We start from the raw sequence: 26,621 nt of genomic DNA, 5'->3' as shown, positions 1-26,621 counted from the left end.
TTTAGTTTGTGCATATTTGCATATCTGAAAATTTTAAAAGATATATTTTTAGATTTTCATTCGTCGCTCATCTTGCATTTGTTTTAATCTACTGTCTATTCTAGCCGACATTGTTTGATTGTCTTTTGCCAATCGCTGAGCATGCAACATCGATTTAATTGCATTCTCTTCACTCCCCGACCAATATTCAGCTTCTGCCCGATAGCGTAAAACATTAACTGCTCTCAACTTTCCTGCCTTATCCAAATTTGCAGCTTGCTGTAAAAATTGCCAACCTTGTATATCTCTTGGGTTTTTATTAATAAATCGCTGAACAAGCGTTTGAACTTGTGCAAATTTTCCTTGACGTAATAGCACTTCAGCCAATTTATAGCTAAAAGCTCTATTTTCAGGCATAGTCATTTGTGTAGAAGCAATTGAAGTATAGGCTTGATCCAACTTGTTTTGCCCTAGATAAATATCTGTCTGCAATAGCGCAACAAGAGGTTTTCCGCTAGATTTGGCTTGATCTAAGGTAGACTGTGCCTGTGCATAATCACCTTGTTTTACGTAAAAAGCCGCCAAAGCAATAAGACCAGCAATATTTTTTTGAGAGGCCAAACTCTGTAGTTGATTTTCAGTAGCCTGATTTGAAACCACCATTGTGTACCATTTTAAAATTTCAAAATCGGCATCATATATGCGATTTTTGACTTTAGGCATCTGGTTCGCACGAAGTCGAGCTTCACTCATGCGCTCAGTCGTCAATGGATGAGTCAGCCAGAAATCTGGTAAAAAACTTACCCGACTCGTCGCACGGTGCATTGTTTCAAAATAGTCTGCCATACTTTGAGGGTTATAACCCGCTGCATACATATATTGCATGCCAATACGGTCTGCTTCACGTTCCTGATTTCGACTATATGTTAATTGTTGATCCATTAGTGCAGCCTGTGTTCCCAACATCACTGCTGCCCCCGCATCTCCACCGCCCTGTGCTGCGATTGCCACACCTGCCAAAAGCCCAGCCAAACTTAATAAAGTTTGCCCCTTAAAGGCTTCCTCCGAACGACTAAAATGTCTTTGAGATACGTGTGCAATTTCATGCGCCATAACCCCAGCAATTTCATCAATATTGCGAGCTGAAGCAATAAGGCCAGTATTAAGCGCGAATAAACCACCCGGAACAGCAAACGCATTAATTTGTGGATCTTTAATTACAACTAGACCAATAGGCTGACCAAGTTGAGTCTCACTCAAAATACTTGAAAATACTTGGAAAAATTGGTCTTCGAGCCAGATATCTTGGAGAACTGGCATTTGTTTATGAACTTCACGGAATACTTTTTCACCAATAAATTTTTCTTTTTGTTGATCAAGCAAGCCTATCCCACTTCCAAGATTTGGAATTTCCACCTGATTCGCAGATGACCGAGGGTCGAAAGACTGTGCATACGCAGCATTTGCTATAAAAGTCGCACTTAAAATAACTGGCAAAAATCTCAAAAGTTTTTCTCTATTAAAATTAAACCATAAAAAAAGTCTACTGATGTGAACCATAAAAAATGATGTTCAATCAATAGACTTTTACTATATCACTCGAAATCGACTAGTTTTGCAATGAAGTGTTATTCATCACTTATATAAAGTTTGGGTTTACCAGATATCTAGGTGTTTTATCCTCTAAAGCCTCAACCAGATTTTTATAGGCAAGATTTGCCATTTTTTTACGGGTTTCAGCAGTAGCTGAACCTACATGAGGTAAAGTGACTACGTTCGGCAATTTAAAAAGTGCTGAATCTTGTAAAGGTTCTTTTTCATACACATCTAAACCAGCAGCAAAGATCTGATTTTGCTGCAAAGCCTCAATCAAAGCTTGCTCATCAACTACCGAACCGCGCGCAATATTAATAAAAATAGCGTGTTTTTGCATAAGCTCAAATTGAGCTTTGCCCATTAAAGCTTTCGATTCGTTATTTAAATCAACTGCGGTTACTACAAAATCAGACTGTTGTAGTAATTGATCCAAACCAAGATATTGTGCGTTTAATGGCTCAGCTAATTCAGGCTTTTCACGACGATTATGGTAAACAATATTCATGTTAAATCCATAAAAACCACGTCGAGCAATTGCAGCCCCAATATTGCCAAGTCCAATAATTCCTAGTGTTTTTCCAAAAACATCTAAACCGAATTGCTGAGGCCCTACAGTTCTTTTCCATTCACCTTGCTTTGTCCAATGATCAAGAAAAGGAACTTTTCTAGCAGCGCTTAGTAATAATGTAAAAGCAAGATCAGCTGTTGTTTCTGTTAAAACATGAGGCGTATTTGATAACCAGATTTTTCTTTGATTTAAGTAAGCCAGATCATAATTGTCATAGCCCACCGTTACAGATGAAATAATTTTTAGTTTTTGGGCTGGTGCAAGGTTACTTTCATTCAGTAACCGTCCTGCACCAATCATCCCGTCAGCATCTACAACGTGTTGTCGTATTTGTTCATTAATATCACCCAGTTTTGGGTTAAGAACTACAACATGATAATTCTGTTGTAATCGAGACAAAATTTCTTCATCAATTTGGCTAAATACTACAACTTTTTTCATGTAAATCCCTACTACTCGTTGTTATCTTGCATTAATTTCCATAACCTTTTTTTAAGGAGTGGTTTCTCCAGCATTTCTTTTAAACTTGCTAAATGAATAATATTTGCATGTTGAATATAAGAACAATCACCGAGACACAATATCTTTTTCTCTGCTGCGACAGCATCTAAAAAGCCTTGTATATATGAACCAGCGCCCCGTTGATCTTGATAAGTCACTAAAGGGAAAGGCCATTTTAATTCAGCATACTGCCCTATTTTTGCTTTTTGTATGTTACTCCAAAGCTGTTTTTCTTCTTCACTTAAATTCGTAACATCTAAAAAAATAACACATTTTTCAAGAGAAAAAGCCTGCAACTCAAATGATGCAATCTTAATTACAGGTGCTTGCACTTCATTATGAGGTGCTATAACGGGCTGAACATCTATTGAAACTGGCGCCACAATTTCAGGTTCAACTTTTGGAATATCTTTGATTTGTGGCTTTGTGGGCTGCTCAAGAACGACTGGTTCTACAGAAGGCAATATAATCGGTTCAGGTTCTTCAACAACATGATCTCGCCAAAGGCTTTGAGCATTATTTTTTTGGCACACCTGTGTCTTAGGAATCCATAAATCAATTCCTAAAGTTGCCAGTATATTTCTTTGCTGCCCAATCATGTTTGAATCAATACCTCTACTCAATCTACATTCTAACGGGCTTCAGTTTTTTTTTCAGTGTTTTATTTCGTTCAGTTGTTTTTATAATCGTAGATGTCTTTTAAATAATCATAACACTATTTCTTTTTTGCATTTGCTCAACAATTTCTTCTGTCTCGAAGCCGAAACGCCAATAAAGTAATTCAAGTACATCCAACTCATCTTGAGTGATAATGCGATCGCTCCATAAGCACATTTCCGCAATCGCTAAAATACTCAGACGGTCACGTAACAATAAACCCGCAATATCATTTAAAATTTCAGCAAGATCTAAAGGCTCATCCGAAATTTCATCATAAATATTCATTTCATCAGGATTGAGCAAAGAACGTAAAATACGATCACGGACTTCTAACTGATTTGGGCTGTTAATTTGTTGAACATGAAGTAAAGCATCAACCAAGCGAACAATTTGGGGTTTTACTTCTTCAAATGCAGTTGGTAAATGCAACGGCATTAAACTCAGTTCATATTTAACCCGTTCTAACAAAAGTGCATCCAGCAACCCAATCTCGCCATCTTCTTGAATAATGAGTGCTAGTTTTGTGAGAAATTGCCGCGCAATACTTGCTGGCATATGTCCAATGTTTTTACAGGCATCATGGAATATCTGAATATGAATACGACCGTCCAAATTCAATAAAGCATCGATAATGGCATGGCTAACTGGCGCATCTTTAGGGATGAATTCTCGATATTGACGAATCATCAAAATAGCCACCATCACCTCACGTGACCCCGTAGCTGTTTGTAGCGCACGCTGAATTAACTCAGGACGCTTTTTATTGCGACGCACATCACTACTAAGAGGCTTGATGGCATCATTTAGTGCAAAACTAATAGGCGACAACCTTAGTAAAGGCAAAGGCTGTGGAGATGACCATGGAATATAAATTTCTTTCTCAGATTCCTCTAAAAAATGAAATAAGCTAAATAACGGACGGTTACGTAGTTTTTTCAAATTTTCTAATTGTAAATCTTGAAGCAAAGTCGGGTTTAATTCATAAATGCGTTCACGAATACTCGGATGAATATTCATCCAGCTTTGAGGGCTAAGTGAGTTTGCAAAACACATATGTGCGATTGATTCTGAATAAGCACTATGAATTTGAGAACCCGAATGGTGAACATAAATACGCAATAAAGTCTGAGTATTCGAACTATTTTTTAATAATCGTACTGTTTTTTGGTCATTACGAAATGTGCGACCACTCAGAGTTAAGTATTTAATAAATCGAGTGATCAATACCCCAAGGCTACCCGCTAACCAAATTACACCACCCACCGCAACAAAGACTGTTTCAAATTTATGTTTATAGCCTGGGCTATAGCGTTTAAAACCCTGTTTCGCTAATTTACTACCCCACTGACTAAAAGTTGTTAAACCACTATATAAAATCTTTAATTTAGTGTTTTCAACAGCTTCACCCGATAAAATCTGATTAAACTCATGGCCCAATAAGCCATATAGCTCAAGTTTATCCAGATTCTGCAAGGCCCCCCACGTCAGAATAATCACAATATCTTTAGGGTGAAAACCTGCTGTGAGTGCATTGACCCCGACCTCATCAGGCAAAACATACAAGGTTGGAACTTTTAGTGAGAAATTCTGCGCCAAATTTTCTGTAATTTTTAATGCTGCAAGTTCTTCTGGGGTACTTTCTTCTTTCACCAAACGACGCGCTTTAAGCTGTTTCGCTAAAGAATGTCCACCTTTACGCAGGATATAAAGTTCGGTAACTACAGACCAAACCATAATAAAAAGTAATAGTGCGACAAAATAAGGACTTAAAGTGTGCCACCAAATGGGCTGACTATAATCAAAAAAATGGACGAGCAAACCTAAAATTAAATTTAAAATAAAAATAGTAAGCAGCACAGCAACCAAACACATAGTGATGGACCATGCCATATTCTTATTTTCGATTAGATAGTGGCTTACTTCTTTCAATGTAAATAATCCCAATTACATTGTTAGGTTTCATCATAAAAGAAAAAAGCGGGAAACACCCGCTTTTTTCAGCTATTCCTATTCTTCTTTAATTCCTGTTAAATCTACAGAAGCAGCATCAACATTCACATCAATGTAACCATCTTTTTTCTTTTTAGCAGAATCATTACGCTTCTGCTCCAAATTATTTAGATAAGCACCATCAATATCACCTGTTACATAAATTCCATCAAATACAGAGCAATCAAACTCAGTTAGATCAGGCACTTTGCTAGTACGTACAGCATTTTTCAAGTCTTCCAATTCTTGGAAAACCAAACGATCCGCACCAATAATTTCTTGGATCTCTTCTACGCTGCGTTCTGAAGCAATTAGCTCAGTTTTAGCAGGCATATCAATACCGTAAACGTTTGGATACATAACCTGAGGTGCAGCTGATGCAAAGTATACTTTTTTTGCACCAGAATCACGGGCCATCTGGATGATTTCGTTACAGGTTGTACCACGAACAATTGAGTCATCAACCAATAAAACGTTCTTGCCTTTAAATTCCAACTCAACAGGGTTTAATTTCTGACGTACAGATTTTTTACGCTGTTGCTGACCTGGCATAATGAAGGTACGACCGATATAACGGTTTTTCATAAAACCTTCACGGAACTTAACACCTAGAATATTTGCAAGTTCTAATGCTGAAGTACGGCTCGTATCTGGGATTGGAATAACCACATCAATATCGTGATCTTCACCCCAGTCACGTAAAATTTTATGAGCAAGCTTTTCACCCATTTTTAAACGGGCTTTATAAACTGAAATTCCGTCAATGATGGCATCAGGGCGTGCAAAATAAACATATTCAAAAATACATGGGCGGTATTTTGGATTAGCTGCACATTGTCTTGTGAACAATTCACCATCAGCAGTGATAAAAATTGCTTCACCAGGTTCAATGTCACGCTCAATTTTAAAACCAAGCGCTGTAATAGCAACTGATTCAGAAGCGATGATGTATTCCATCTCGCCTTGTTCAGTCATACGTGAACCATAAATGAGTGGGCGGATACCGTTTGGATCGCGGAAACCAACTAAACCATGACCAGTAATCATCGCCACTACGCCATATGCACCCAGACAGCGCTCGTGTACACGAGTAACTGTATGGAAAATATCATCTGGTGTAGGGTTTAAAGTACCGTTCTTCTGCAACTCATGCGCGAATACGTTCAAAAGAACTTCTGAGTCAGAATCAGTATTCATATGACGTAAATCTGTTTTAAACAGGTCATCATGAATGTCTTCAGCATTGGTTAAATTACCATTATGTGCAAGCGTAATACCGTAAGGTGAGTTCACATAAAATGGTTGTGCTTCAGCACTGCTAGCAGAACCGGCAGTTGGGTAACGTACATGGCCAATACCATAATTACCAAGTAATGCTCTCATATGACGAGTATGAAAAACATCACGCACCATACCGTTATCCTTACGAAGGAAAAGACGGCCTTCATGGCAGGTTACTATTCCAGCTGCATCTTGCCCACGATGTTGCAACATCGTTAAAGCATCAAACAACATTTGGTTCACTGGCGATTTACCGGCTATACCAACAACTCCACACATAGCAACCTCGCAGACAAGCTAGGAATTAATAAAAAGGATTCTTTGTCGAATGGTCGGATCGGTTTTCTAAATCTTCCGATTCGTCCATTGGTTTTGAAGGGGTGCTTGATGCACTACCTCCAGATGTTATTTGATGAAATGCCTCACTTGCTGCATCTTTAGATAACTCGGTCGCTAAAGGTGCATAAGGCAGTAAAAATTGTATAAGTTTGGACTGTTTCCAGTGTGGTGAACTTTCAACCCAAGGCCCTACGCCCTGCATTGTAATCAACACAACCAACAAGCCTTTTAAAGAACCAAAAGCACCACCCGCTAAACGATTTAATGGCCCCAATTTCAGACTTTTCAAGAGGCCATTTAAAAATGCAGTGACGATCCATGTTAAAACAATGATCATAAGTGCGATAAATGCGAAAGCTGCAATTTTTTGAACAACCGGATCATGACTTAAACCTGACATGGACGGCGCAAGAAGGACAGCATATTTTGCACCCATAATTAATGCAATGATCCATCCTACCAAGTTCGCAAAGGCTTTGATAAATCCTTGTCGCAAACCGTTTAGCCCCCCAATGAGCAAAAGTATCAGAATGATGATATCAATTGTGTTCATATTCACTTAAGTCATGGCTGCAACACATTGTTTTACTAATATAGGACCGGTATAAATCAATCCGCTATAGATCTGTACTAGTGTTGCTCCAGCTTGCTGTTTGGCTGCTGCTTGTTCACCCGACAAAATTCCACCCACGCCAATTAACGGGATTTGTCCTTTTAAAGTTTGGGCAAATAAACGTAAGCATTCGGTACTTTTTTCAAAAACAGGCGCACCTGATAAGCCACCCGACTCATTACCATAAGGAAGATTTTCTACACCTTCTCTAGATAAAGTCGTATTGGTAACGATTAAACCATCAATTTTAAATTGCAATAATTGCGCTGCAATAAACTCAACATCTTCTGCTGTTAAATCAGGCGCAACTTTTAAAACCAAAGGAACATAATGGTTATATTGCTCGGCAAGCTCAAGTTGTCTTTCTTTTAAGGTTTGCAATAATTCAGTTAATGCATCACCACTTTGTAAACTTCTTAAGTTCTTAGTATTTGGAGATGAGATATTAACGGTAATATAAGAAGCGTAATTATAAACTTTCTCAAGACAAATCAGGTAATCATCAACAGCCTTTTCTACAGGCGTATCTGCATTCTTACCAATATTGATGCCTAGAATTCCTTTAAATTTGGAAGCCTTGACATTCTCAACAAGTTTATCAACACCATCATTATTAAAACCCATGCGGTTAATAATGGCTTTCGCTTCAGGAATACGGAACAATCGTGGTTGTGGATTACCCGACTGAGGACGAGGTGTAATTGTTCCAATTTCAATAAAACCGAAACCCAGTCCGGCTAAAGAATCAATATGTGCACCATTCTTATCAAGTCCAGCTCCTAAACCTACCGGATTTGGAAATTCAATTCCCATACAGGTTGTCGGTTTTGATTCTACGCTCTGGCGTAGCAGGCCGAACTTATGTGCTTTATCAAGCATAGATAATGTTAATTCATGGGCACGCTCTGGTGCTAAACTAAACAACATCGGGCGAGCAAGTGAATATAACATACCAATCACAGTCTACTGATTTTAGGTAGGCATATTATAGGCACAGGTAGCACAAAACACCATGCTTAAGAACAGCATATTTTAATATGTTATTGAACCGTCGCTGTTAATTTAATCTGTCCATCACTTGAAACCATTTCCATTTTTTCAATACTTAAGCCCATTTGCGCAAGTTGGGTTAAAAAGTTCGCTAAAATTGCATAATTCTGATGAGTAACAATAATTTGTAACTGCTCACCATTTTGTTGAGAAGTGACTGTTAAGCCTTGTTGCTGAGCTACTCGTTGTATCTTTTCCGATTGGCCTAATTCGAGTTCATTCGCTGGTTTCATGGTAACGGCATTACTCTGCATCCATACCATTAAATCTTTTAAATCATTTAACCGTTTTTGCTGTTGTTCTGCCAAGGAATGCATTTTCCAAAGTGAAGCACCCACAATGGCAACCACAACAAAAATTGTAGTAAAGACCACCATAACCCGCTCACGCACAGTCAAACGGTCTAAATATTGAATGACCTGTTCAATCCACTGGTCAAAGCGGTTTTGCAATTGAGTTATCATTTTCATTATTGTATTTTCACCACCCCAATCGCTCCACCACCATCAGCTTGAACATTACCTAGCTCAGCTTTGAATCCCTGCTGGTTAAGTTGCTGTGTTAAAGCTTGCAAATCATCTGCTGACTTTGCTTTTAATGCCATAGTTAGTGTTGAAGCATCATAATTTAACTGCTGAGCTAAAATTTGTCTTTGCATTAAAATAGGACCAACACGGCTCAATAAAGAAAGTGCTTGTGCATCCCCTTGCTTACTCATGCGCAAATGACTTTCAAATTGGCTTTTTATATTTTGCTCATTTACCCGACTAGAAGGGCCAAACCAATATTTATATTGCTCAATCGTCTGTTCGGCGGTTTGATTAGCCACATTTCTTAACTTTATCCAACGCAAAAAATCATAACTAAACTGGACCACTATAATTGCTAAAACAACAGCAGCACACGCTTTCCAATAACCAGAAATAGTATGCTCTTGTCCTTTAGCTTTAGGTAGAACATTAAAAGGATGCTGTTTAGGTTTATCTACGCCCTGAAATTGATAAATAAATTCAGAATGATGCTCAGCATCCGATGCTGCCACCAAGCTTTCAAGTTGCTCTGTTGTCAAACCACTATATTGATAATGAGCTTCGACTGGTTGAAACTCCAAAAACAATGCTAAGTCATCTAGCGAATTACCCACCCATTTACTTTCACGCACAAGTAATTTCTGGTCAATATTACATAAGACCACTTGCTGCTCTTGAGGTTCCGGTAAAATTAGAAAGTCTGGCAATAAAGCAACGAGTTTAATAGGCAGCAAAGCCATCGCATGCTGCCATGTTTCCACTGTTGTTTTTGCCACTCCCAATACGGTGAGTTGATCAGCATAAAAATGATGCACCACTTTCATATGATCAATAGGCAAAGTTACAAATTCTTCAAGCAAATATTTAACACCATCTGCCCCTAGTTGCTTGTAATGAGACTTTGCCATGTGCTGCTGGAGTACCTGAGCATGGCGACTAGGGAAAAAGATGACAGCTTCTTTTCCTTGATGTAATTGCAGGTCTTGTATTAATTGATCAAGACTTGCTGCCTGCAACCAGTTTTCTCCGTTAGACCAATGCCATATTCCATTGGTTTCAGGCATCCATAAATACAGCATAATGGGCTAAATGACCTTTTAATTATATTGTGGGTATAAAACTATTTTTCTGTGTTGATAAACCAGTTGCAATAACAGCCTGATCATAAATTCGAGCTTCGGCAAGTGCAAATGGATTAAAGTTTTCATGTGTCAGTAGTTCAGCAATATGCCCTACCACGTTCATATGACACACGACGACAATTGACTCATAAGGAACCTGAGACAACCACTCAACTGCTTCTTTGGCATTATCATCTGGTTTAATTTTATCGCATAACAACACAGGAACATCTTTAAAATAAGCTTGAATATGCGCCAACGTCTCTTGAGCACGCAATAAAGGACTCACTACAAAAATATCAGGCTTAACAATATCTTTTAAAAATGTTGCTGTCTGCTTAGCTTGAGCATGCCCACGAGCAGTAAGTGGACGTTTAGTGTCATTACCATTCACTGGAGGAGCGGCTTCCCCATGACGAACCAATGTCAGTTGCATAAATATTCCTTGTTAATAATTCTTGCATTATAACCGTAATTTATGACATTTCTTCTTCAGACTTCATGATGAGGTAAAACAAACTCAACATCACTACGGTGTCCATTTTTCATAAGAGATAAGGCAATATTTAAAGGTGGCGCACCCTCGAAAATAACCTCATATAAGGCATTGGTAATAGGCATATATACGTCTAGTTCTTCTGCTTTACCACGCACTTGAACAATCGTATTAATTCCTTCTGCGGTCTGCCCCAGCTCTTTACTCGCTTGGTCAAGTGTTTTACCTGAACCCAAAGCATAACCAATCTGATAATTACGGCTTAAAGGACTATTACAGGTTGCAAATAAATCACCAACGCCAGATAAACCTAAGAACGTTAGCGGATTTGCCCCTTGTTTGACTGCAAAACGGCTCATTTCGGCCAAGGCACGCGTTAAAATCATACTCTTGGTGTTTTCACCAATCTTGTAAGCAGCACCAATTCCCATTGCAACTGCATAAATATTTTTAAGTGCGCCCCCTAGTTCAACACCATGCACATCATCACTACCAAAAACTCGGAATAAAGCGCTATGAAGAGCATGCTGCACAGCATAACGAACTAATTCAGAATCACTGGCAATAACAGTACCAGATGGCATACCTGCCATAATCTCTTTAGCGAGATTTGGTCCAGATAATACCCCATAAGGAACTTCTGGTAATTCTTCACGAATAATATCGCTCATGAAGCTAAAAGTTTTAGCCTCGACGCCCTTCGTTAGAGAGACAACCGCTTGTGCCGTAATATAAGGAGCAATTCGTTTTAATACATCACGAAATGAGTGACTAGGAATTGCCACCAAAATAATATCTCGATCACACACGGCTTGTTCAAGGTCAGACACAGCACGTAATGATGACTCTAAAACAAAGTCTGGCAAATAACGTTTATTAATATGGGTTTTATTGATTTCTTCTGCTGTTTCGGCATCACGAATCCAGATCATGGTGTCGCAACCATTACGTGCAGCTAAATTGGCCATCGCCGTACCAAAGCTACCTCCACCTAACACAGTAATACGTAATGCTGTTTTTTTATCAACCGCAACAGGTTCCACTAAATCTGTAAACTTAAATTCAGCCATGCTTTATTATCCTATTTCTTACTTTTGAGGCTCGTTAAGCCTGCCAAACCTTTACAAATTCTTTACTTTCAATCTCTGCACGCGGTGCAATCGCTTTAGCTGCTTTGCCCACATAAATAATACCTGAAATTAAATCATGTGGTTGCAATCCTAAATGCTGCTTTAACCAATTTGATTCAACAACCGCGCCACTACGCCACATGGTGGAAAAGCCTTGAACTTGTAAAGACAATAAAAGGTTCTGCACGGCAGCCCCTGTACTTAAAATCTGTTCAAAATGCGGAACCTTAGGATGGTCTTGCAATTGCGTAAGCGCTAAAATGAGTAAAGGCGCGCGGAAAGGATGTTGCTTAACTCGTTCAAGTTGCGCTGAGTCAGTTTCACCCAAATCAGCCAGTGCTTTTGCTAAAACCTCACCAAATGCAGCACGTTGTTCAGCCTCGATAACAACAAAACGTGTTGGTTTAAGCCTATGATGGTCAGGAGCAGTTAAAGCAGCTTGAAAGGCCAACTCTAATTGATCTGCATTTGGTGCAGGCTCAATCAATTGACCAATAGATTGACGTTGGTGAATATTCTGATGAATTATCTGTGTTGCTGAATCCGTCATTAATATTGATCTAACTCAAAAAATTCAAAATAGATTAGCATAATCTACAGATAATCCACCATTGTATCTAGAACATAAAAACAACGAGCTCATGCTTTGACATTTTTTTAAGACAAAACATCAAAACTAATACAACGTCTTCAAAGTCAATGAGAAAACTTGTGTTCAAATAGTGAGATCTTTTGACGATTAACGATATTAGGTGAAACATGAAAAAAATAATTTTAGCGAGTGCGTTGAGTAGTGTTGTTTTATTACTAGGAGCTTGTGCCACTACCCCTAAAAACACCTTGGCAGTTCAAAAAGAAAATAATCAATTTGAAGTCACAGGCATTGGTAAAACAAATCTAATTGCAAAAAATAATGCGATTACTGCCGCTCAAAAAACTTGTTCAAAAAATACTACGCCCGTTGTTGTAGATGAAAAAACAACATACAACGGTGTATTAAAAGATGTAGTGAGCGAGAAAACAGGCCAAATGGTTGAAGCAGCAGCTGGTGTGATTGGCACATTAACTGGTAAAAATGCATCTCTAGCAAAAGATGATGATTATCAAACAACACTTACTTTCTATTGCAAAATTAATTAATCAAAAAAAATCCCAATCAAATGATTGGGATTTTTTTATTAGCAATAACCCTCTATACGGGTTAATGGCAATTTCTTACCAATTGCTTTTTCAATTTCCGGCAAGTAAAAAGCATCATCTTCTGAAAGAAAACTAATACTTACACCTTGTGACCCAGCACGGCCTGTACGACCAATACGGTGCACATAGTCGTCGGACTGCTCAGGTAAGGTATAGTTAACCACATGAGATACGCCATCAACATGAATACCACGGCCAGCAACATCAGTTGCGATCATGATGTTATTTTTACCCTGCTTAAACTGGTCTAACATTTTTAAACGTTTATCTTGAGCAATTTCACCTGAAAGCATCCCGACCCGATATCCATCTCTCTTTAAATGGTCATAAAGACGGCGTACTTGATCACGTCGATTAGCAAAAATCATGACTTTATCGATAGGCTCTTCACGCAAAATATCTTGTAGCAAACGATATTTATCTTGTTTAGCTACTACATAAACACGTTGCTCGACATCGTTATTGGTTTTTTGCTCAGGCTCAATTTCAACAGTGATTGGTTCAAACAACCATTGTCTCGCCAAATTAAGCACGTCATAACTAAAAGTAGCCGAGAACATGAGGGTTTGACGCTCTTCCTTACGCGGGGAATAACGCACGATACGTTTTACAGAAGGAATAAAACCCATGTCCAATAAGCGGTCAGCTTCATCAATGACTAGGAATTCAATTTGATCGAGCCAAACTTCTTTTTGTTCTACAAAATCAATTAGACGCCCAGGCGTGGCAACCATGATATCGACAAAATTAGCATCTAGCTGTTTCTTTTGCTTATCAAAATCTACACCACCTAACAATGTCACGACGTGTAAATTTGAAAATTTTGTGAGTAACTTCGCATCGCTTTCAATTTGCAATGCCAATTCACGAGTAGGTGCCAAAATCAAGGCACGTGGCTCACCACGAAAGCGCTGCTCTTGAATCGGGTTATGTAACAAGTCATTAATTACACTAATAAGGAAAGCAGCAGTTTTACCTGTTCCTGTTTGTGCTCTACCAATTGCATCATGCCCGCCCAACGTATATTTTAAAACCTTTTGCTGAATCGGGGTCATTTGCTTAAACCCTAAAGCATCAATCGCCTTTTTAAGTTGCGGATGTAAATTCAAGGTTTCAAAACCAGATGTCATAAATACGTGCTCTAACAAACAATCTCTCTAATGAGAAGATCATTATAAACAAAAACGCCCCAATTCAAAAATTGGAGCGTCCGTGATTCATCAAAAGATGAATTAGTCTAAAGGCTGAACGTTCTCAGCTTGAAAACCTTTTTGACCTTGTACTACACTAAATTCTACGCGTTGGCCGTCACGTAAAGAACGGTGACCGTCACCAACGATTGCGCGGAAATGAACGAATACGTCGTCACCGCCGTTACGTTGAATAAAGCCAAAACCTTTAGTGTCGTTAAACCACTTTACTACGCCTTGTTCGCGAGCTGTCATAAGTCAATCCTCAGATGTTGAAAAAAGGACCTTCCGGTGTTGCAAACAGCAGAGCAAACAAGTTTTTAAAATATTTATAATCTTAAAGCTTGTAATCATTCTGTGAAACTATCAACAATTTCCGGTTACATCCATTTGTTATAGGATTTTTAAACCAATTTAAGTGTGCGGTAAATCCTAAAACGGTTCGAGCTTACCACGGGTTTATGACAATTAATAGAATTTTTTTCAATTATTCCCCGTATTTTTAGTCCTTTTTTTAAACAGCTTATTACAATATTTTTTATAGGTAATTGCTTGTTTCTTCTTTTATAAAATGTGCAGCGTTTATAAAAAAATTTGTTAGAATAATCTTTTTAGTTGTTTTGATGATGAATGACCAACACTTCTTCTACTACAGCACTTATTGAAATTAATGCCTTGGGCCAACCTTGTCCGATGCCTTTATTAATGCTAAAACGCGAACTCAAAAAAGTATCGGGTAAACAGCTATTTTTATTAAAATCTTCTGACCCCCATAGTGAAATAGATGTAACTCGTTACTGTGGTTTACATCATTTTGTGTGTCAAACCACACATATATCCGAAAGAGAATTTCACTATTTAATTGAAACTCAATAATTCTTTGATAAACTAAAAGATTAGAAATTGCATAAAATTTTACATTTCTCTACCCAATTTTCCTTAATTATGAAGCTGATTCAAACTAAGATGAATTTATTGGTTATCCCATCCGATCCTATAAGGAGAAATCATGAGTGACAGCAGCAATCAATTGATGCCCCTGTCATTGTCTGCGCCCGGTGTAAACCTTGGTGCATATATCAGTACTGTCAATCAGATTCCTATTTTAACGGCCGAGCAAGAAAAAGAACTTGCTGAACGTTATTATTATGACCAAGATCTTGATGCCGCAAAAATGCTGGTAATGTCGCATTTACGTTTCGTCGTTCACATTGCGCGCAGCTATGCAGGTTATGGCCTACCACAAGGCGACCTTATTCAAGAAGGTAATTTAGGCTTAATGAAAGCCGTGAAGCGTTTCGACCCAAATATGGGCGTGCGTCTTGTATCTTTTGCCGTCCACTGGATTAAGGCAGAAATTCACGAATACGTTATCCGTAACTGGCGTATTGTCAAAATTGCAACGACCAAAGCACAGCGTAAATTATTTTTCAATTTACGTAGTTTAAAAAAATCGAGTAAAAAATTAACGCTCGAAGAAGCTCAATCGATTGCGAATGACTTAAATGTAACTGCAGAACAAGTTCTGGAGATGGAAGGTCGTTTAACCGCTTATGATGCTGCTTTCGAAGCTCAAGGTGACGACGACGATGACACCCCACATACTGCACCGGCATTGTATCTTGAAGATAATCGCTATGATCCAGCCCGTTTAGTCGAAAATGAGGACTGGGAAGAGCAAAGTACATCTGCCCTACATAATGCAATGGATCAGTTAGATGACCGTTCGCGTAATATTTTACAACGTCGTTGGTTAGATGATGACAAATCTACTCTCCACGAGTTAGCGGCCGAATATAATGTATCAGCAGAACGTATTCGCCAGCTTGAAAAGAATGCAATGGAAAAAATTAAAATTGCCATGTCTGCAAGCTAAAATAAATTTAAAAATAAAAGGGCGATTAGCCCTTTTGTTTTATCTGGCTATGTTTAGCCAACCCAATCTATGATAACGTTGCCCTTCATTATTCATTTGCGTTTTTTGTTATGTGGATTGCCATTTCAGCCCTTAATCTTGCCTTTGCAGTCATGTTGGGTGCTTTTGGAGCACATGGTCTTAAAGCTCATGCGAGTCCTGAGCAACTTGTTTGGTGGCATACTGCAACCGACTACTTTTTCTACCATGCTTTAGGTCTCTTAGCACTTGGTATTTTAAGCAAAGCTATCCTTACGTTCCCCATTAAATTGCCATTCATATTGATTCAGATTGGTATTTTATTCTTCTGTGGTTCACTCTATATCATGGCGCTTGGATTACCGAGAATTTTAGGGGCAATTACCCCAATTGGTGGAGCATTTATGATAGCTGGATGGCTCGTTTTGGCTTGGAATGCCCTCAAATACGCAAGATAATTGGAATGTGATCATGCAAATTTATTTAAATGGCGAATTAACGGACACGCCTTGTCAAAACCTAATGCAGCTCATTCAGGCTTTGGCACTTGAAGGAAAAAGATTTGCGGTCGAATACAACCAGCAAATTATTCCAAAAAGCAAATTAGAGCAGATTTCTATCGCTCAACATGACCGTATCGAAATTATTCACGCTGTTGGCGGCGGCTAAGTCGGAGTTATCCATGCAAGACACCCCTCTCATTATTGGTTCACGTTCTTTTCAATCTCGTTTATTGGTAGGAACTGGCAAATATAAAGACTTAAATGAAACAGATTTAGCCATTCAAGCGAGTGGTGCAGAAATCGTTACTGTTGCAATCCGCCGTGTGAATATTGGACAGCATCCAGATCAGCCAAATTTACTCTCTGTCATTCAGCCAGAAAAGTATACAATTTTACCAAATACCGCAGGTTGTTTTGATGCTGATAGCGCAGTACGTACTTGCATGTTAGCGCGTGAACTTCTAGACGGTCACAACTTGGTAAAACTTGAAGTTTTGGGTGATGAAAAGACATTATATCCAAATGTAACCGAAACTTTAAAAGCGGCTCGTACTTTGATTGATGACGGTTTTGAGATTATGGTTTACACCTCTGATGATCCAATCATCGCTCAAGAACTTGAAAGTATGGGTTGTGTTGCAATTATGCCTTTAGGCAGTCTCATTGGTTCAGGTTTAGGAATTTTAAATCCGCACACTATTTCAATTATTAAAGAAAATGCAAAAGTGCCAGTTTTGGTAGATGCAGGCGTTGGTACAGCAAGTGATGCCGCAATTGCAATGGAACTTGGTTGTGATGGTGTATTGATGAATACTGCTATTGCGGCTGCTCAAAATCCTATTTTGATGGCTTCTGCAATGAAAAAAGCTGTTGAAGCTGGGCGTGAAGCATTTTTAGCAGGTCGCATGCCACGTAAACGTATGGCAAATGCGAGCTCACCAGAAACAGGTTATTTCTTTAAATAATTTATTTCTAAGGAATCACTGATTTTTCAGTGGTTCCTCCCCCTCATATAACCATTTTTAATTTTCTAAAAGTTTTAAAATCTATATCGCTTTATTCAAATCAACAGATCTAAATTCTTATATTTACTTAGGCTATGCCTAATGTCCTCTGTAAATTTTGCTTTGCTCTTAACTCAAAATTCTGTTGAAAATAAGTCGTCTGATAAAGTGGGTCTGACTGATAAAAATGCGCTAGAACTTCCTTTCTTTTAATTGAATATACTTCTGGATCGACCCAAGCATATTCCTGCTGAATTTGCTGTTCATATTGCATAAAACGTTCTGGAGTTGCTGCCAAAATAGCTAAATCAATATCCAATAAAAATTGTAAATCTAACTCATTAGTCGATATATGTTTTTGCGTGGCAAGAATCCACTGCTTTATTTTCTGAACGGTATTTACTGGTAAATCTTGAGCCATACATTTCTCAAAGAGTTCAGCACTTTTAAACTCATTATCTTTAGCTTGTGGGTTATAGATCGCATCGTGGAACCAGAGAGCTAACGCAACAGCATACGGATCATTTAATTGAGAACGAATCGCCTCAAGCAAACTCAAACATTCATATAAATGTTGAACAGTATGATAGGCCCGTTGCTTTTCACTATAAGCAGCGGTGAGTATATTTAAGATTTTTTGTGGCTCAGAAAAATGATAATGCTGATGCAGCTCAAACCAAACATGTTCCAGTTTTAATAAGTAAAGCTGCATCATCATATATTAACCACGCTCAGGATTATTGCTCATCGCGTTTAAATACTAGCTCTTTTGCTGATGAGTTTTCAGCATCAAAGTAGTATCCATCGGTGTTGAACGCTTTAATATCTTCAGCTTTATTTAATTGGTTTTCAATCATAAAATGAGCCATTAAACCGCGTGCTTTTTTCGCATAGAAACTAATGACTTTATATTTGCCATTTTTCTGGTCAAGAAAAACAGGCTTCACAATTTCAGCCTTAATTTTCTTTTCGTTAACCGATTTGTAATACTCATCTGAAGCTAGATTTACAAGTAGCTCAGATTTAATTGCCACCAAGTCTTCATTAATCTGGTTCGTGATAATTTCACCCCAGAACTCATACAAATTATGACCACGTAAATTTTTTAATTTAGTGCCCATCTCAAGACGATAAGGCATTATTAAATCTAAAGGACGTAATAAACCATATAAGCCAGATAGCATACGTAAATGCTGCTGTGCAAAATCAATATCTTTGCCTTTTAAATGATAGGCATCTAAACCTGTATACACATCACCTTTAAACGCATAAATCGCCTGACGAGCATTTGAAAAATCAAATTCAGGCTTCCAATCTCTAAATCGGTCTGCATTTAGTGTGGCAATTTTTTCACTGACACTCATTAAATTGGCAATTTCGGAAGCAGAAAGTTTTCGGCAAACATCTATTAATTGCACTGAGTGTTCTAACAAGCGAGGCTGAGTAAACTCATCTGTAGGTAACGCTGTTTCATAATCCAAAGTTTTTGCAGGAGAAATTAAAGCAAGCATAGACAACCTGAAAAAATTATTATTAATGCCAACTATAACAGTAGATATTTTTTAATGCTAACTCGTGTTTTCAATGACGACTATCGGTAAAATAGCATCACGTATTGTTATTTAGCGGTTCTTATATGTCTGAGCAAACTTTCATCCAGGGTCCAGTAGGTAAAATTGAACTTTTCGTTGACCGCCCTGAAGGTGAAATCAAAGGCTTTGCGGTTGTTTGCCACCCGCATCCATTGCAAGGTGGAACCCCTCAACATAAAGTCCCTGCCCTTTTAACCCAAATCTTTAATGAATATGGCTGTATTGTTTATCGCCCTAGTTTCCGTGGCTTAGGCGGCAGTGAAGGTATTCATGATGAAGGTCATGGCGAAACCGAAGATATTTTAGCCGTAATTGAACATGTTCGTAAGCTTCATGAAGGTCTGCCATTTTATGCAGGTGGCTTTAGTTTCGGTTCACATGTTCTGGCAAAATGCTTTGCACAGCTTAATCCTGAATTACGACCTGTACAGTTAATTTTGTGTGGTTTACCAACGGCTACCGTAGTGGGTTTGCGCCACTATAAAACTCCTGAAATTCAAGGTGATATTCTACTCATTCATGGTGAGCAAGATGACATTACCTTGCTTTCAGATGCGATTGCATGGGCAAAACCTCAAAAGCACCCAATTACGATTTTACCGGGTGCTAACCACTTCTTTACAGGCTATTTAAAACAGCTTCGCCAAATCATTACACGCTTTATTATTATGAAATAAGCAGTAGTTTGATGGACATAGATTGAGTCTATGTCCATCATTTCATAAGACCTATAACTACTAAAAATTATTCCAACTTAATCCAAAACGGGCCAAATATTTTTTCACTCGATCACTATCATTTGTTGTATTACGTTGTTGACGAGACACCGAAAAGAGTTGTCTTCCTACCTCTGCCATTGATTTTGAATTTTCACAAACTTTAAGCACCCCACGTAATTGAATCTGGTCAAACTCATCTATTTGCTCTAGTTGTTCAGAACTTAAATAGTTCAATAGAATGTCTGCGTCTCTATTTTCATCATTGCAAGATGTGGTCTGAATAAGCCAAAGTTGCTTTAACCGTTGAATTTCTTTTTCTACAGTTTCACGACGAATTAACTCACCTTGCGATAAAGTTGCCAAACGAGTCACGCTCGCTGCTAAATCTCTAAAATTTCCTTGCCATGATGCATCTGCTGATTTAGCAAACTTTAAATACATTTCTAAAGCATCACGTTGAAAACGTAATTGTCTTTGATGAATTGCAGCAAAACGCTGTAGCTCAAAATCAATATTGGGGGCAATATCTTCTATACGGTCTTTTAAATTTGGTAAAAAGAACGTCCATGTATTCAAACGGGCCCATAAATCCTCACGAAAACGACCTGCCTGAACTTCATTACGTAAATCACGGTTAGTACCCGCAATCAGCTGAAAATCTGCCTGAATTTCCTTATCACTTCCAACTGGAAAGAAACTTTTGTCTTCAAGTGCTTTAAGAAGCATTGCTTGTTCATCAGGCCCCAACTCACCAATTTCATCTAAAAACAAAATGCCTTGGTCAGCACTTTTTAGTAGACCAGCACGAGAAGCAGCTGCTCCTGTGAATGCACCTTTTATATGACCAAATAAAGTGGACATGGCACTATCACCGCGTAAGGTCGCACAGTTAACATCAATAAAACGACCGCTTAATTGAAATTTATCTTTCTTTAACTGAAAAATCTGTTTTGCCAAATGAGACTTACCAACACCTGTTGCACCCATAATTAAAATAGGTGCACTAGAGCGGGTTGCAACTAATTCAACTTCCTCAATAAGCTGATTAAACGCTTTATTATGAGTAGAAATATTTTCTTTAAGTTGTTGCCAATTTTGCTTTTGTTCATCATCGAATCGCTGTTTTAAAACATCGTATCGAGATAAATCCAGATCAATAATCCTATATTCACCTTCTGGTGTCTTTTGTTGATTAGGAGAGCTCTGAATAAGTTGAGCTGGCAAATAATGTGCATCGACCAATAAATACCAACAAATTTGAGCAACATGTGTTCCCGTAGTGATATGCAATAAATAGTTATTTTTTTCGACATCAAACGGATATGTTTTTACAAAATCATAAAGTGCCCCATACACCTCTGCAAAATCCCAAGGATCTTTAATACTGACCTTATGCCCAGAAATCTGTGTTTGTGGAGAAATTTCTTTCGCGTCTGCTGCTATAGATTTAACTAAATTATGATGTTGCCGATCATGTAACAACACCAATTCATCTACAAGTAAATCTTCATGCATTAACAGACTAATTGTAGGACGCCAACGTTGCCATCGATCTGGCCTTCTCCCCTGATCAAGCGTAGAACCGACAAAGCCAATAACGACTGTTTTCTTTGCATCCGCCATAATTTCTATAAAATTTTATAAGTGTCTATAATATACAATACGCATTTGACCAAAAAATTCCAAGAATATGCTTCATTTTACTTTTTTAGGCACATCTTCAGGTGTACCCACCCTGACACGTAATGTTTCAGGATTAGCGGTTCGTAACAGCAAAAATAAGGACTGGATTTTAATTGATGCAGGAGAAGGTACGCAGCACCGCATTCAACAAGCCAAACTTTCCTTACAAAACCTAGTTGCCATTTGTATTACACATGTTCACGGTGATCATTGTTATGGTCTAGTTGGTTTATTGGCAAGTGCAGGCATGAATGCCCGCAGCAAACCATTAATCGTGATTGCACCAAAAGAAATTCAGCAATGGTTTGAAATCACCGCCCAACTTACAGATTTATATTTGCCCTATTCACTCCAATTTATTGATGTGAATGAAGCGACACAGCCACAGCAGATCACCGATGAATTCATCGTTCAAGCACATCCACTAAGCCATCGTGTTCCAAGTTTTGCTTTTAGCATTTATATCAAATCTATTCACAAGAAATTAGATATCCAAGCTCTAACTCAGCTTGGCGTACCTCAAGGCGATATGTGGGGCCATTTAAAACGAGGCTATGATGTTGAATTTGAGGGACAAACTCTAAAAGCTCAAGACTTTATCAAAGTTCAAAACCAGCAAATTCATGCAGTTATAGGTGGAGATAATGACCAACCTGAACTGTTAGCAGACGCTTGCAAAGATGCTCAACTACTTATTCACGAATCAACTTACTTGCAAACAGTTTTAGATAAGGTGGGCAAAGGTCCAATGCATAGTTCAGCAAAAATGGTGGCTGAATTTGCAGAACAGCAATCTCTGGGTAATTTAATTCTGACGCACTTTAGCCCTAGACATCAGGATAGAACTGGACAGCAAGCCATTATTGAAGAAGTTCGCCAGTTTTATAAAGGTCATTTTTATTTAGCAAATGATTTTGATGATTTTACTTTAAACGAAGCTGGACAGCTTTTAAAAGTCGATAAAAACCGTAAAGCCCATTAAAAACATATATCCAAAAAGATATTTAAATATATTTTTAGATATATATTAAACATTAAAATCTCCAATAAAAATTAATTACACAGAGAAATTAATTATTTTTATATATTATTTTCAATAACTTATATTTTAATTAAATACTTTTTAAAAAAGTTGGCACACTCAGTGCAATAGTATGAAGCACACAACATCATTGGGATATTGTGAATAACACCTGCCTGCAAACGCTTGGCAGGCAGGCTTTGAAAGGAAAAGAAAATGTCTGTCATTGAAGAAATTAACCAACAAGCTCAATTTGAACAAAAGCAGCAAGAACGTGCTTACCAAGTTCTGCAAAATGAAAAAACTATGCCAGTCAAAATGTGGACTAAAGGCGTGCTTGTTGATGACAACTCAAAACAACAATTATTGCAAACTGCTCAAATGCCTTTTATTTATAAATGGATGGCTGTGATGCCAGATGTACACTTCGGTTTAGGAGCAACTATTGGTAGTGTGATTCCAACCAAAGGGGCAATTATTCCTGCTGCTGTGGGTGTAGATATTGGTTGTGGAATGATGGCAACCCGTACAAGCTTAACTGCTTCAGATTTACCAGATAACTTACATGCTCTACGTACTGAACTAGAACGTTTGATCCCACATGGAATGACTAAACGCGGGCGAGATCGTGGTTCATGGGAAACTCCACCAGAAATGGTAGATCAAGCTTGGGCCGATTTGGTTGCAGATTTTGAATACATTTGTGCCAAACATCCACGTTTAAAAAACACCAATAACCGCAAGCATTTGGGAACTTTAGGTACAGGAAACCACTTTGTCGAAATCTGTTTAGATGAGCATGATCATGTGTGGATTATGTTGCACTCAGGATCTCGTGGTGTAGGAAATGCTATCGGTAATCATTTTATTGAGCTTGCACGTAAAGATATGCAGAAACATTTCATTAACTTACCAAATAAAGATTTAGCATACCTAGTCGAAGGCACTGAACATTTCGATGATTACTGGTTTGCTGTAGGTTGGGCTCAACGCTTTGCGATGAAGAACCGAGAAATCATGATGCAATCTGCAATTAAAGCCTTGGCTACGATTGTACCAAAGCCTTTTCAGGCACGTTTGGAAGCAGTGAACTGTCACCATAACTATGTAGAAAAGGAAGAACACTACGGTGAAGAAGTAATGGTCACCCGTAAAGGTGCAGTACGTGCGCGTCTAGGTGAATACGGAATTATTCCAGGCTCAATGGGTGCAAAGTCCTTTATTGTACGTGGACTTGGAAATCAGGAATCTTTCTGCTCATGTTCGCATGGCGCAGGCCGTGTTATGAGTCGTACTGAAGCAAAACGACGTTTTACTGTGGAAGATCAGATTGCACAAACTGCAGGTGTGGAATGCCGTAAAGATGCAGCAGTTATTGATGAAATTCCTTCTGCATATAAGCCTATTGAAGATGTAATGAAAGCTCAAAGCGATTTGGTTGAAGTAGTTTATACATTAAGACAAGTGGTATGTGTTAAAGGGTGATTAATAAACTACTACTTTCTTATACACTTAGTATATTAACTATAAAGGACTAATTTATGAACAGTTATTTTCCTGCGAAATTTAAAGAATCAGAATTTCATTGCGTATTTTGTAATGTATATACAGAACAACGGTGGTATCTAACTAAATTTACAGGATCGGGGTACTATTTCGACCTTGAAGATACAGATTGTTGCAAATGTGTTAAATGCCAAAATATTTCAATTTGGAAAAATGAAAAAATGATTTTTCCAGAACAACAACCGATTGTTATTCCTCATTCTGACTTACCAAATAACATCAAAAGTTATTTTGATGAAGCATTATCAATTTTTTATAAATCTCCACGTGGTGCAACTGCTTTACTACGATTAGCAATTCAACAACTTATGTCTGAACTCGGTGAGAAAGGTAATAATATCAATGAAGATATTAAATCTTTAGTTTCTAAAGGTTTGCCAATAAAAATTCAGCAAGCCTTAGATTATTGTCGAGTAATTGGAAACAATGCTGTCCATCCTGGTGAAATAAACATTGATGACACTCCCGAAATTGCTGAAGTACTTTTTAAAATGATTAACTTCATTATTGAAGAAATGATCACCAAACCTAAAGAAGTTGATGAGCTTTATAATTTATTGCCCGAAAGTGCACGTGTAGCCATCGAAAAGAGAGATAAAAAATGAAACTCGCAGAAGCACTTTTACTGCGAAGCGATCAACAAAAAAAGCTCGCTTCGTTAAAACAACGAATCAATGCCAATGTATTGGTACAAGACGGTGATGAACCTAGTGAAGATCCAAATGAACTCATCAAACAGGTATTTGCTTTAACTCAGGAAAGCAATCAATTGATTTGTCGTATTCATTTGACCAATGCGCAAGCAAAACTGGAAGATGGCAAAGTATTGTTGTCCCTATTAAGCTTACGTGATAGTTATGCTGAACAGCATAAGATTTTAATAGATGCGATTACCAATACGCATCGAGAACCTGATCGTTATAGCTCACGTGAAATTAAGTGGAAGAAAGTCATTCCTGTTTCTAGCTTACAAAAGCAGGCTGATGATATCAGTGCGAAACTCCGTGACTTAAACATCAAAATTCAGGCTGCCAATTGGCAGATCGATTTAGTTGAGTAAACAACAAATTTTGTGAATTTAGTTCACAATCAAAGTTTGGGCATACTGGGCGAGTACAAGATCCTGCGTTACTCCGATCTGAGGGATTGAAAATAATTCAGGCGGCTATGGCAGCATGTGAGCCGTGCATCGATATTCACTTATCAGGCTCAGCACTATGCACCTAGCAAACCTTTGTCGAAAGCAAAGTCACGCGTTACTTCGCATTACCATGTACTGACAGTATGTTCATTAAATTAAAAAATAAGGAAAATAGAAGTGAATACAGTTTTGGCAAATATGCCAACAACCATTCAAATTGATGGTTCACAAGGTGAAGGCGGTGGACAGATTTTAAGAACTGCCCTTGCCCTTTCAATGATTACAGGTCAGCCTTTTGAATTAATTAATATACGTGCAGGTCGTAAAAAACCAGGTTTAATGCGCCAACATTTAGTTTGTGTACAGGCATCTCAACAAATTAGCCAAGCTTATGTTGAAGGTGCTGAATTACATAGCCAACGGTTGTATTTCGTACCTCAACATGTTCAAAGTGGGAAATATCAATTTCAAATCGGTTCCGCAGGTAGTACAACACTGGTTTTACAAACGCTTCTACCTGTTTTGTTATTACAAAATGAAGCTAGTGAACTCACCATCTCAGGGGGTACACATAACCCGCTTGCACCAACAGCAGATTTTATTGAACACTGCTTTTTACCTGCTCTAGCGAAACTTGGCATTAACGTCGATTTTAAATTAAACAAAGCAGGCTTCTTTCCAATTGGGGCGGGTGAAATTCAAATTACCGTTCAGCCGTGGCAACATCGCAACAAACTAAGTTTATTAGATCGTGGTGCTCTGCAATGTGCTGAGGCTTTTGCAGCTGTATTAAATCTTTCAGAAGAAGCACAAATTGCACAACGAGAATTAGCGACTTTAAATAAAAGACTGAAATTGGATACACAAAAGCAATTTCAGCTGAATGGAATCAGCCAAGGCAATACGGTGTATGTCAAACTTGAACATAAACATCATACCCAGCTATTTACCTCTTTAGGCGAAATGCGAAAAAGTGCAGAACAAATTGCCAATCATTTGGCTGAACAAGTGAAGCAATATATGGAAACTAATGCTGCTGTGGATGAGTATTTAGCAGATCAGTTGTTATTGCCGTTAGCCTTGGGTCAAGGTGGTGAGTTCACCGCACAATGTATTAGCGAACACACTCGCACTCAAGCAGCTATGATTGAAAAATTTATTGATTGTGAAATCGAATTTATCGAGTTAGGTACAAATCATTTTCATGTAAAGGTCAACGTTTAAGAAGCTCATGACTGAGCTTCTTATTTCTAAA

At 38.1% G+C, this 26,621-nt stretch carries 29 protein-coding genes; 12 read left to right on the top strand and 17 right to left on the bottom strand.

Features of this window, described 5'->3' with window-relative positions:
• Positions 1-48: 48 nt before the first annotated feature.
• The 12 genes from ACB088_RS03585 to ACB088_RS03530 all read right to left on the bottom strand — a co-directional run bounded on the left by ACB088_RS03585 (position 49) and on the right by ACB088_RS03530 (position 12,403).
• A complete protein-coding gene (locus tag ACB088_RS03585) occupies positions 49-1,476 on the bottom strand; it encodes a M48 family metalloprotease (RefSeq protein ID WP_375038767.1) in 1,428 nt (475 codons plus the stop codon).
• 142 nt (positions 1,477-1,618) lie between these two features.
• Entirely contained in the window at positions 1,619-2,584 is a 966-nt protein-coding gene (locus tag ACB088_RS03580) for a 2-hydroxyacid dehydrogenase (RefSeq protein WP_375038030.1), read from the bottom strand.
• A gap of 11 nt (positions 2,585-2,595) precedes the next feature.
• Complete coding sequence (locus tag ACB088_RS03575) at positions 2,596-3,243, bottom strand: hypothetical protein (RefSeq protein WP_375038029.1); 648 nt, start codon at positions 3,241-3,243, stop codon at positions 2,596-2,598.
• A gap of 100 nt (positions 3,244-3,343) precedes the next feature.
• Positions 3,344-5,233, bottom strand: coding sequence for a M48 family metalloprotease (locus tag ACB088_RS03570; protein WP_375038028.1), 1,890 nt, complete (start codon positions 5,231-5,233; stop codon positions 3,344-3,346).
• Between the two features lie 78 nt (positions 5,234-5,311).
• On the bottom strand, positions 5,312-6,853 hold the full coding sequence (gene purF / locus ACB088_RS03565) for an amidophosphoribosyltransferase (RefSeq protein WP_003650754.1): 1,542 nt from the start codon (positions 6,851-6,853) through the stop codon (positions 5,312-5,314).
• 25 nt (positions 6,854-6,878) lie between these two features.
• Positions 6,879-7,466 (bottom strand): CvpA family protein, encoded by a 588-nt coding sequence (locus ACB088_RS03560; protein ID WP_092706172.1) that lies wholly within the window; start codon positions 7,464-7,466, stop codon positions 6,879-6,881.
• 6 nt (positions 7,467-7,472) lie between these two features.
• The gene (locus ACB088_RS03555) at positions 7,473-8,477 is read right to left on the bottom strand and encodes a quinone-dependent dihydroorotate dehydrogenase (RefSeq protein ID WP_375038027.1); all 1,005 of its coding nucleotides are present in this window, start codon (positions 8,475-8,477) and stop codon (positions 7,473-7,475) included.
• Between the two features lie 89 nt (positions 8,478-8,566).
• On the bottom strand, positions 8,567-9,046 hold the full coding sequence (gene gspM, locus ACB088_RS03550; protein ID WP_309949260.1) for a type II secretion system protein GspM: 480 nt from the start codon (positions 9,044-9,046) through the stop codon (positions 8,567-8,569).
• Positions 9,046-10,185, bottom strand: a complete 1,140-nt coding sequence (gspL, locus tag ACB088_RS03545) for a type II secretion system protein GspL (protein WP_375038026.1) — start codon at positions 10,183-10,185, stop codon at positions 9,046-9,048. Before gspL ends, gspM begins: the two co-directional genes overlap by 1 nt.
• Positions 10,186-10,207: 22 nt before the next feature.
• Positions 10,208-10,663: a histidine phosphatase family protein gene (locus tag ACB088_RS03540; RefSeq protein WP_209734012.1), complete on the bottom strand. Its 456-nt coding sequence runs from the start codon at positions 10,661-10,663 to the stop codon at positions 10,208-10,210.
• 56 nt (positions 10,664-10,719) lie between these two features.
• The gene (locus ACB088_RS03535) at positions 10,720-11,793 is read right to left on the bottom strand and encodes an NAD(P)H-dependent glycerol-3-phosphate dehydrogenase (RefSeq protein ID WP_375038025.1); all 1,074 of its coding nucleotides are present in this window, start codon (positions 11,791-11,793) and stop codon (positions 10,720-10,722) included.
• 34 nt (positions 11,794-11,827) lie between these two features.
• Entirely contained in the window at positions 11,828-12,403 is a 576-nt protein-coding gene (locus tag ACB088_RS03530) for a nitroreductase (protein ID WP_375038024.1), read from the bottom strand.
• A 209-nt stretch (positions 12,404-12,612) separates the two neighbouring features.
• Here ACB088_RS03530 and ACB088_RS03525 point away from each other — a divergent pair, with 209 nt between their 5' ends.
• Positions 12,613-12,993, top strand: coding sequence for a hypothetical protein (locus ACB088_RS03525; protein ID WP_005046134.1), 381 nt, complete (start codon positions 12,613-12,615; stop codon positions 12,991-12,993).
• A 38-nt stretch (positions 12,994-13,031) separates the two neighbouring features.
• Here the strand turns inward: ACB088_RS03525 and rhlB are convergent, their stop codons facing one another.
• Positions 13,032-14,183: an ATP-dependent RNA helicase RhlB gene (gene rhlB, locus ACB088_RS03520; protein ID WP_375038023.1), complete on the bottom strand. Its 1,152-nt coding sequence runs from the start codon at positions 14,181-14,183 to the stop codon at positions 13,032-13,034.
• Between the two features lie 102 nt (positions 14,184-14,285).
• Complete coding sequence (locus tag ACB088_RS03515; protein ID WP_000126912.1) at positions 14,286-14,498, bottom strand: cold-shock protein; 213 nt, start codon at positions 14,496-14,498, stop codon at positions 14,286-14,288.
• 375 nt (positions 14,499-14,873) lie between these two features.
• On the opposite strand from ACB088_RS03515, the gene ACB088_RS03510 reads away from it, so the two are divergent.
• From ACB088_RS03510 to ACB088_RS03490, 5 genes are all read left to right on the top strand, one after another.
• Positions 14,874-15,119, top strand: a complete 246-nt coding sequence (locus ACB088_RS03510; protein WP_375038022.1) for a sulfurtransferase TusA family protein — start codon at positions 14,874-14,876, stop codon at positions 15,117-15,119.
• Between the two features lie 133 nt (positions 15,120-15,252).
• A complete protein-coding gene (gene rpoH / locus ACB088_RS03505; RefSeq protein ID WP_003650733.1) occupies positions 15,253-16,119 on the top strand; it encodes an RNA polymerase sigma factor RpoH in 867 nt (288 codons plus the stop codon).
• 110 nt (positions 16,120-16,229) lie between these two features.
• On the top strand, positions 16,230-16,595 hold the full coding sequence (locus ACB088_RS03500; protein ID WP_375038021.1) for a DUF423 domain-containing protein: 366 nt from the start codon (positions 16,230-16,232) through the stop codon (positions 16,593-16,595).
• Between the two features lie 13 nt (positions 16,596-16,608).
• Positions 16,609-16,806, top strand: coding sequence for a sulfur carrier protein ThiS (gene thiS / locus ACB088_RS03495; protein ID WP_003650729.1), 198 nt, complete (start codon positions 16,609-16,611; stop codon positions 16,804-16,806).
• A 13-nt stretch (positions 16,807-16,819) separates the two neighbouring features.
• Positions 16,820-17,605, top strand: coding sequence for a thiazole synthase (locus ACB088_RS03490; protein ID WP_375038020.1), 786 nt, complete (start codon positions 16,820-16,822; stop codon positions 17,603-17,605).
• A 127-nt stretch (positions 17,606-17,732) separates the two neighbouring features.
• Here ACB088_RS03490 and ACB088_RS03485 read toward each other — a convergent pair whose 3' ends face one another.
• Positions 17,733-18,362 carry a metal-dependent hydrolase gene (locus ACB088_RS03485; protein ID WP_375038019.1) on the bottom strand — a complete coding sequence of 210 codons (630 nt, stop codon included), beginning with the start codon at positions 18,360-18,362 and terminating at the stop codon, positions 17,733-17,735.
• A gap of 19 nt (positions 18,363-18,381) precedes the next feature.
• Entirely contained in the window at positions 18,382-19,155 is a 774-nt protein-coding gene (gene yaaA / locus ACB088_RS03480) for a peroxide stress protein YaaA (RefSeq protein ID WP_375038018.1), read from the bottom strand.
• 125 nt (positions 19,156-19,280) lie between these two features.
• Here yaaA and ACB088_RS03475 point away from each other — a divergent pair, with 125 nt between their 5' ends.
• The gene (locus tag ACB088_RS03475) at positions 19,281-19,913 is read left to right on the top strand and encodes an alpha/beta hydrolase (RefSeq protein ID WP_004643457.1); all 633 of its coding nucleotides are present in this window, start codon (positions 19,281-19,283) and stop codon (positions 19,911-19,913) included.
• A gap of 60 nt (positions 19,914-19,973) precedes the next feature.
• Here the strand turns inward: ACB088_RS03475 and rtcR are convergent, their stop codons facing one another.
• The gene (gene rtcR / locus ACB088_RS03470) at positions 19,974-21,578 is read right to left on the bottom strand and encodes an RNA repair transcriptional activator RtcR (protein ID WP_375038017.1); all 1,605 of its coding nucleotides are present in this window, start codon (positions 21,576-21,578) and stop codon (positions 19,974-19,976) included.
• Between the two features lie 67 nt (positions 21,579-21,645).
• On the opposite strand from rtcR, the gene ACB088_RS03465 reads away from it, so the two are divergent.
• The 5 genes from ACB088_RS03465 to rtcA all read left to right on the top strand — a co-directional run bounded on the left by ACB088_RS03465 (position 21,646) and on the right by rtcA (position 26,590).
• Complete coding sequence (locus tag ACB088_RS03465; protein WP_375038016.1) at positions 21,646-22,620, top strand: ribonuclease Z; 975 nt, start codon at positions 21,646-21,648, stop codon at positions 22,618-22,620.
• Positions 22,621-22,875: 255 nt separating this feature from the next.
• Positions 22,876-24,144 (top strand): RtcB family protein, encoded by a 1,269-nt coding sequence (locus ACB088_RS03460; protein ID WP_375038015.1) that lies wholly within the window; start codon positions 22,876-22,878, stop codon positions 24,142-24,144.
• A gap of 56 nt (positions 24,145-24,200) precedes the next feature.
• Positions 24,201-24,830: a DUF4145 domain-containing protein gene (locus tag ACB088_RS03455; RefSeq protein WP_375038014.1), complete on the top strand. Its 630-nt coding sequence runs from the start codon at positions 24,201-24,203 to the stop codon at positions 24,828-24,830.
• Entirely contained in the window at positions 24,827-25,285 is a 459-nt protein-coding gene (locus tag ACB088_RS03450; protein WP_375038013.1) for a DIP1984 family protein, read from the top strand. The genes ACB088_RS03455 and ACB088_RS03450 overlap by 4 nt, the downstream gene beginning before the upstream one ends.
• Positions 25,286-25,543: 258 nt before the next feature.
• On the top strand, positions 25,544-26,590 hold the full coding sequence (gene rtcA, locus ACB088_RS03445) for an RNA 3'-terminal phosphate cyclase (RefSeq protein WP_375038012.1): 1,047 nt from the start codon (positions 25,544-25,546) through the stop codon (positions 26,588-26,590).
• Positions 26,591-26,621 lie beyond the last annotated feature (31 nt).

It is taken from the genome of Acinetobacter sp. RW6, assembly GCF_041956835.1.
Lineage (GTDB): Bacteria > Pseudomonadota > Gammaproteobacteria > Pseudomonadales > Moraxellaceae > Acinetobacter > Acinetobacter calcoaceticus.
This window is presented reverse-complemented; position numbering and strand designations above follow the sequence as displayed.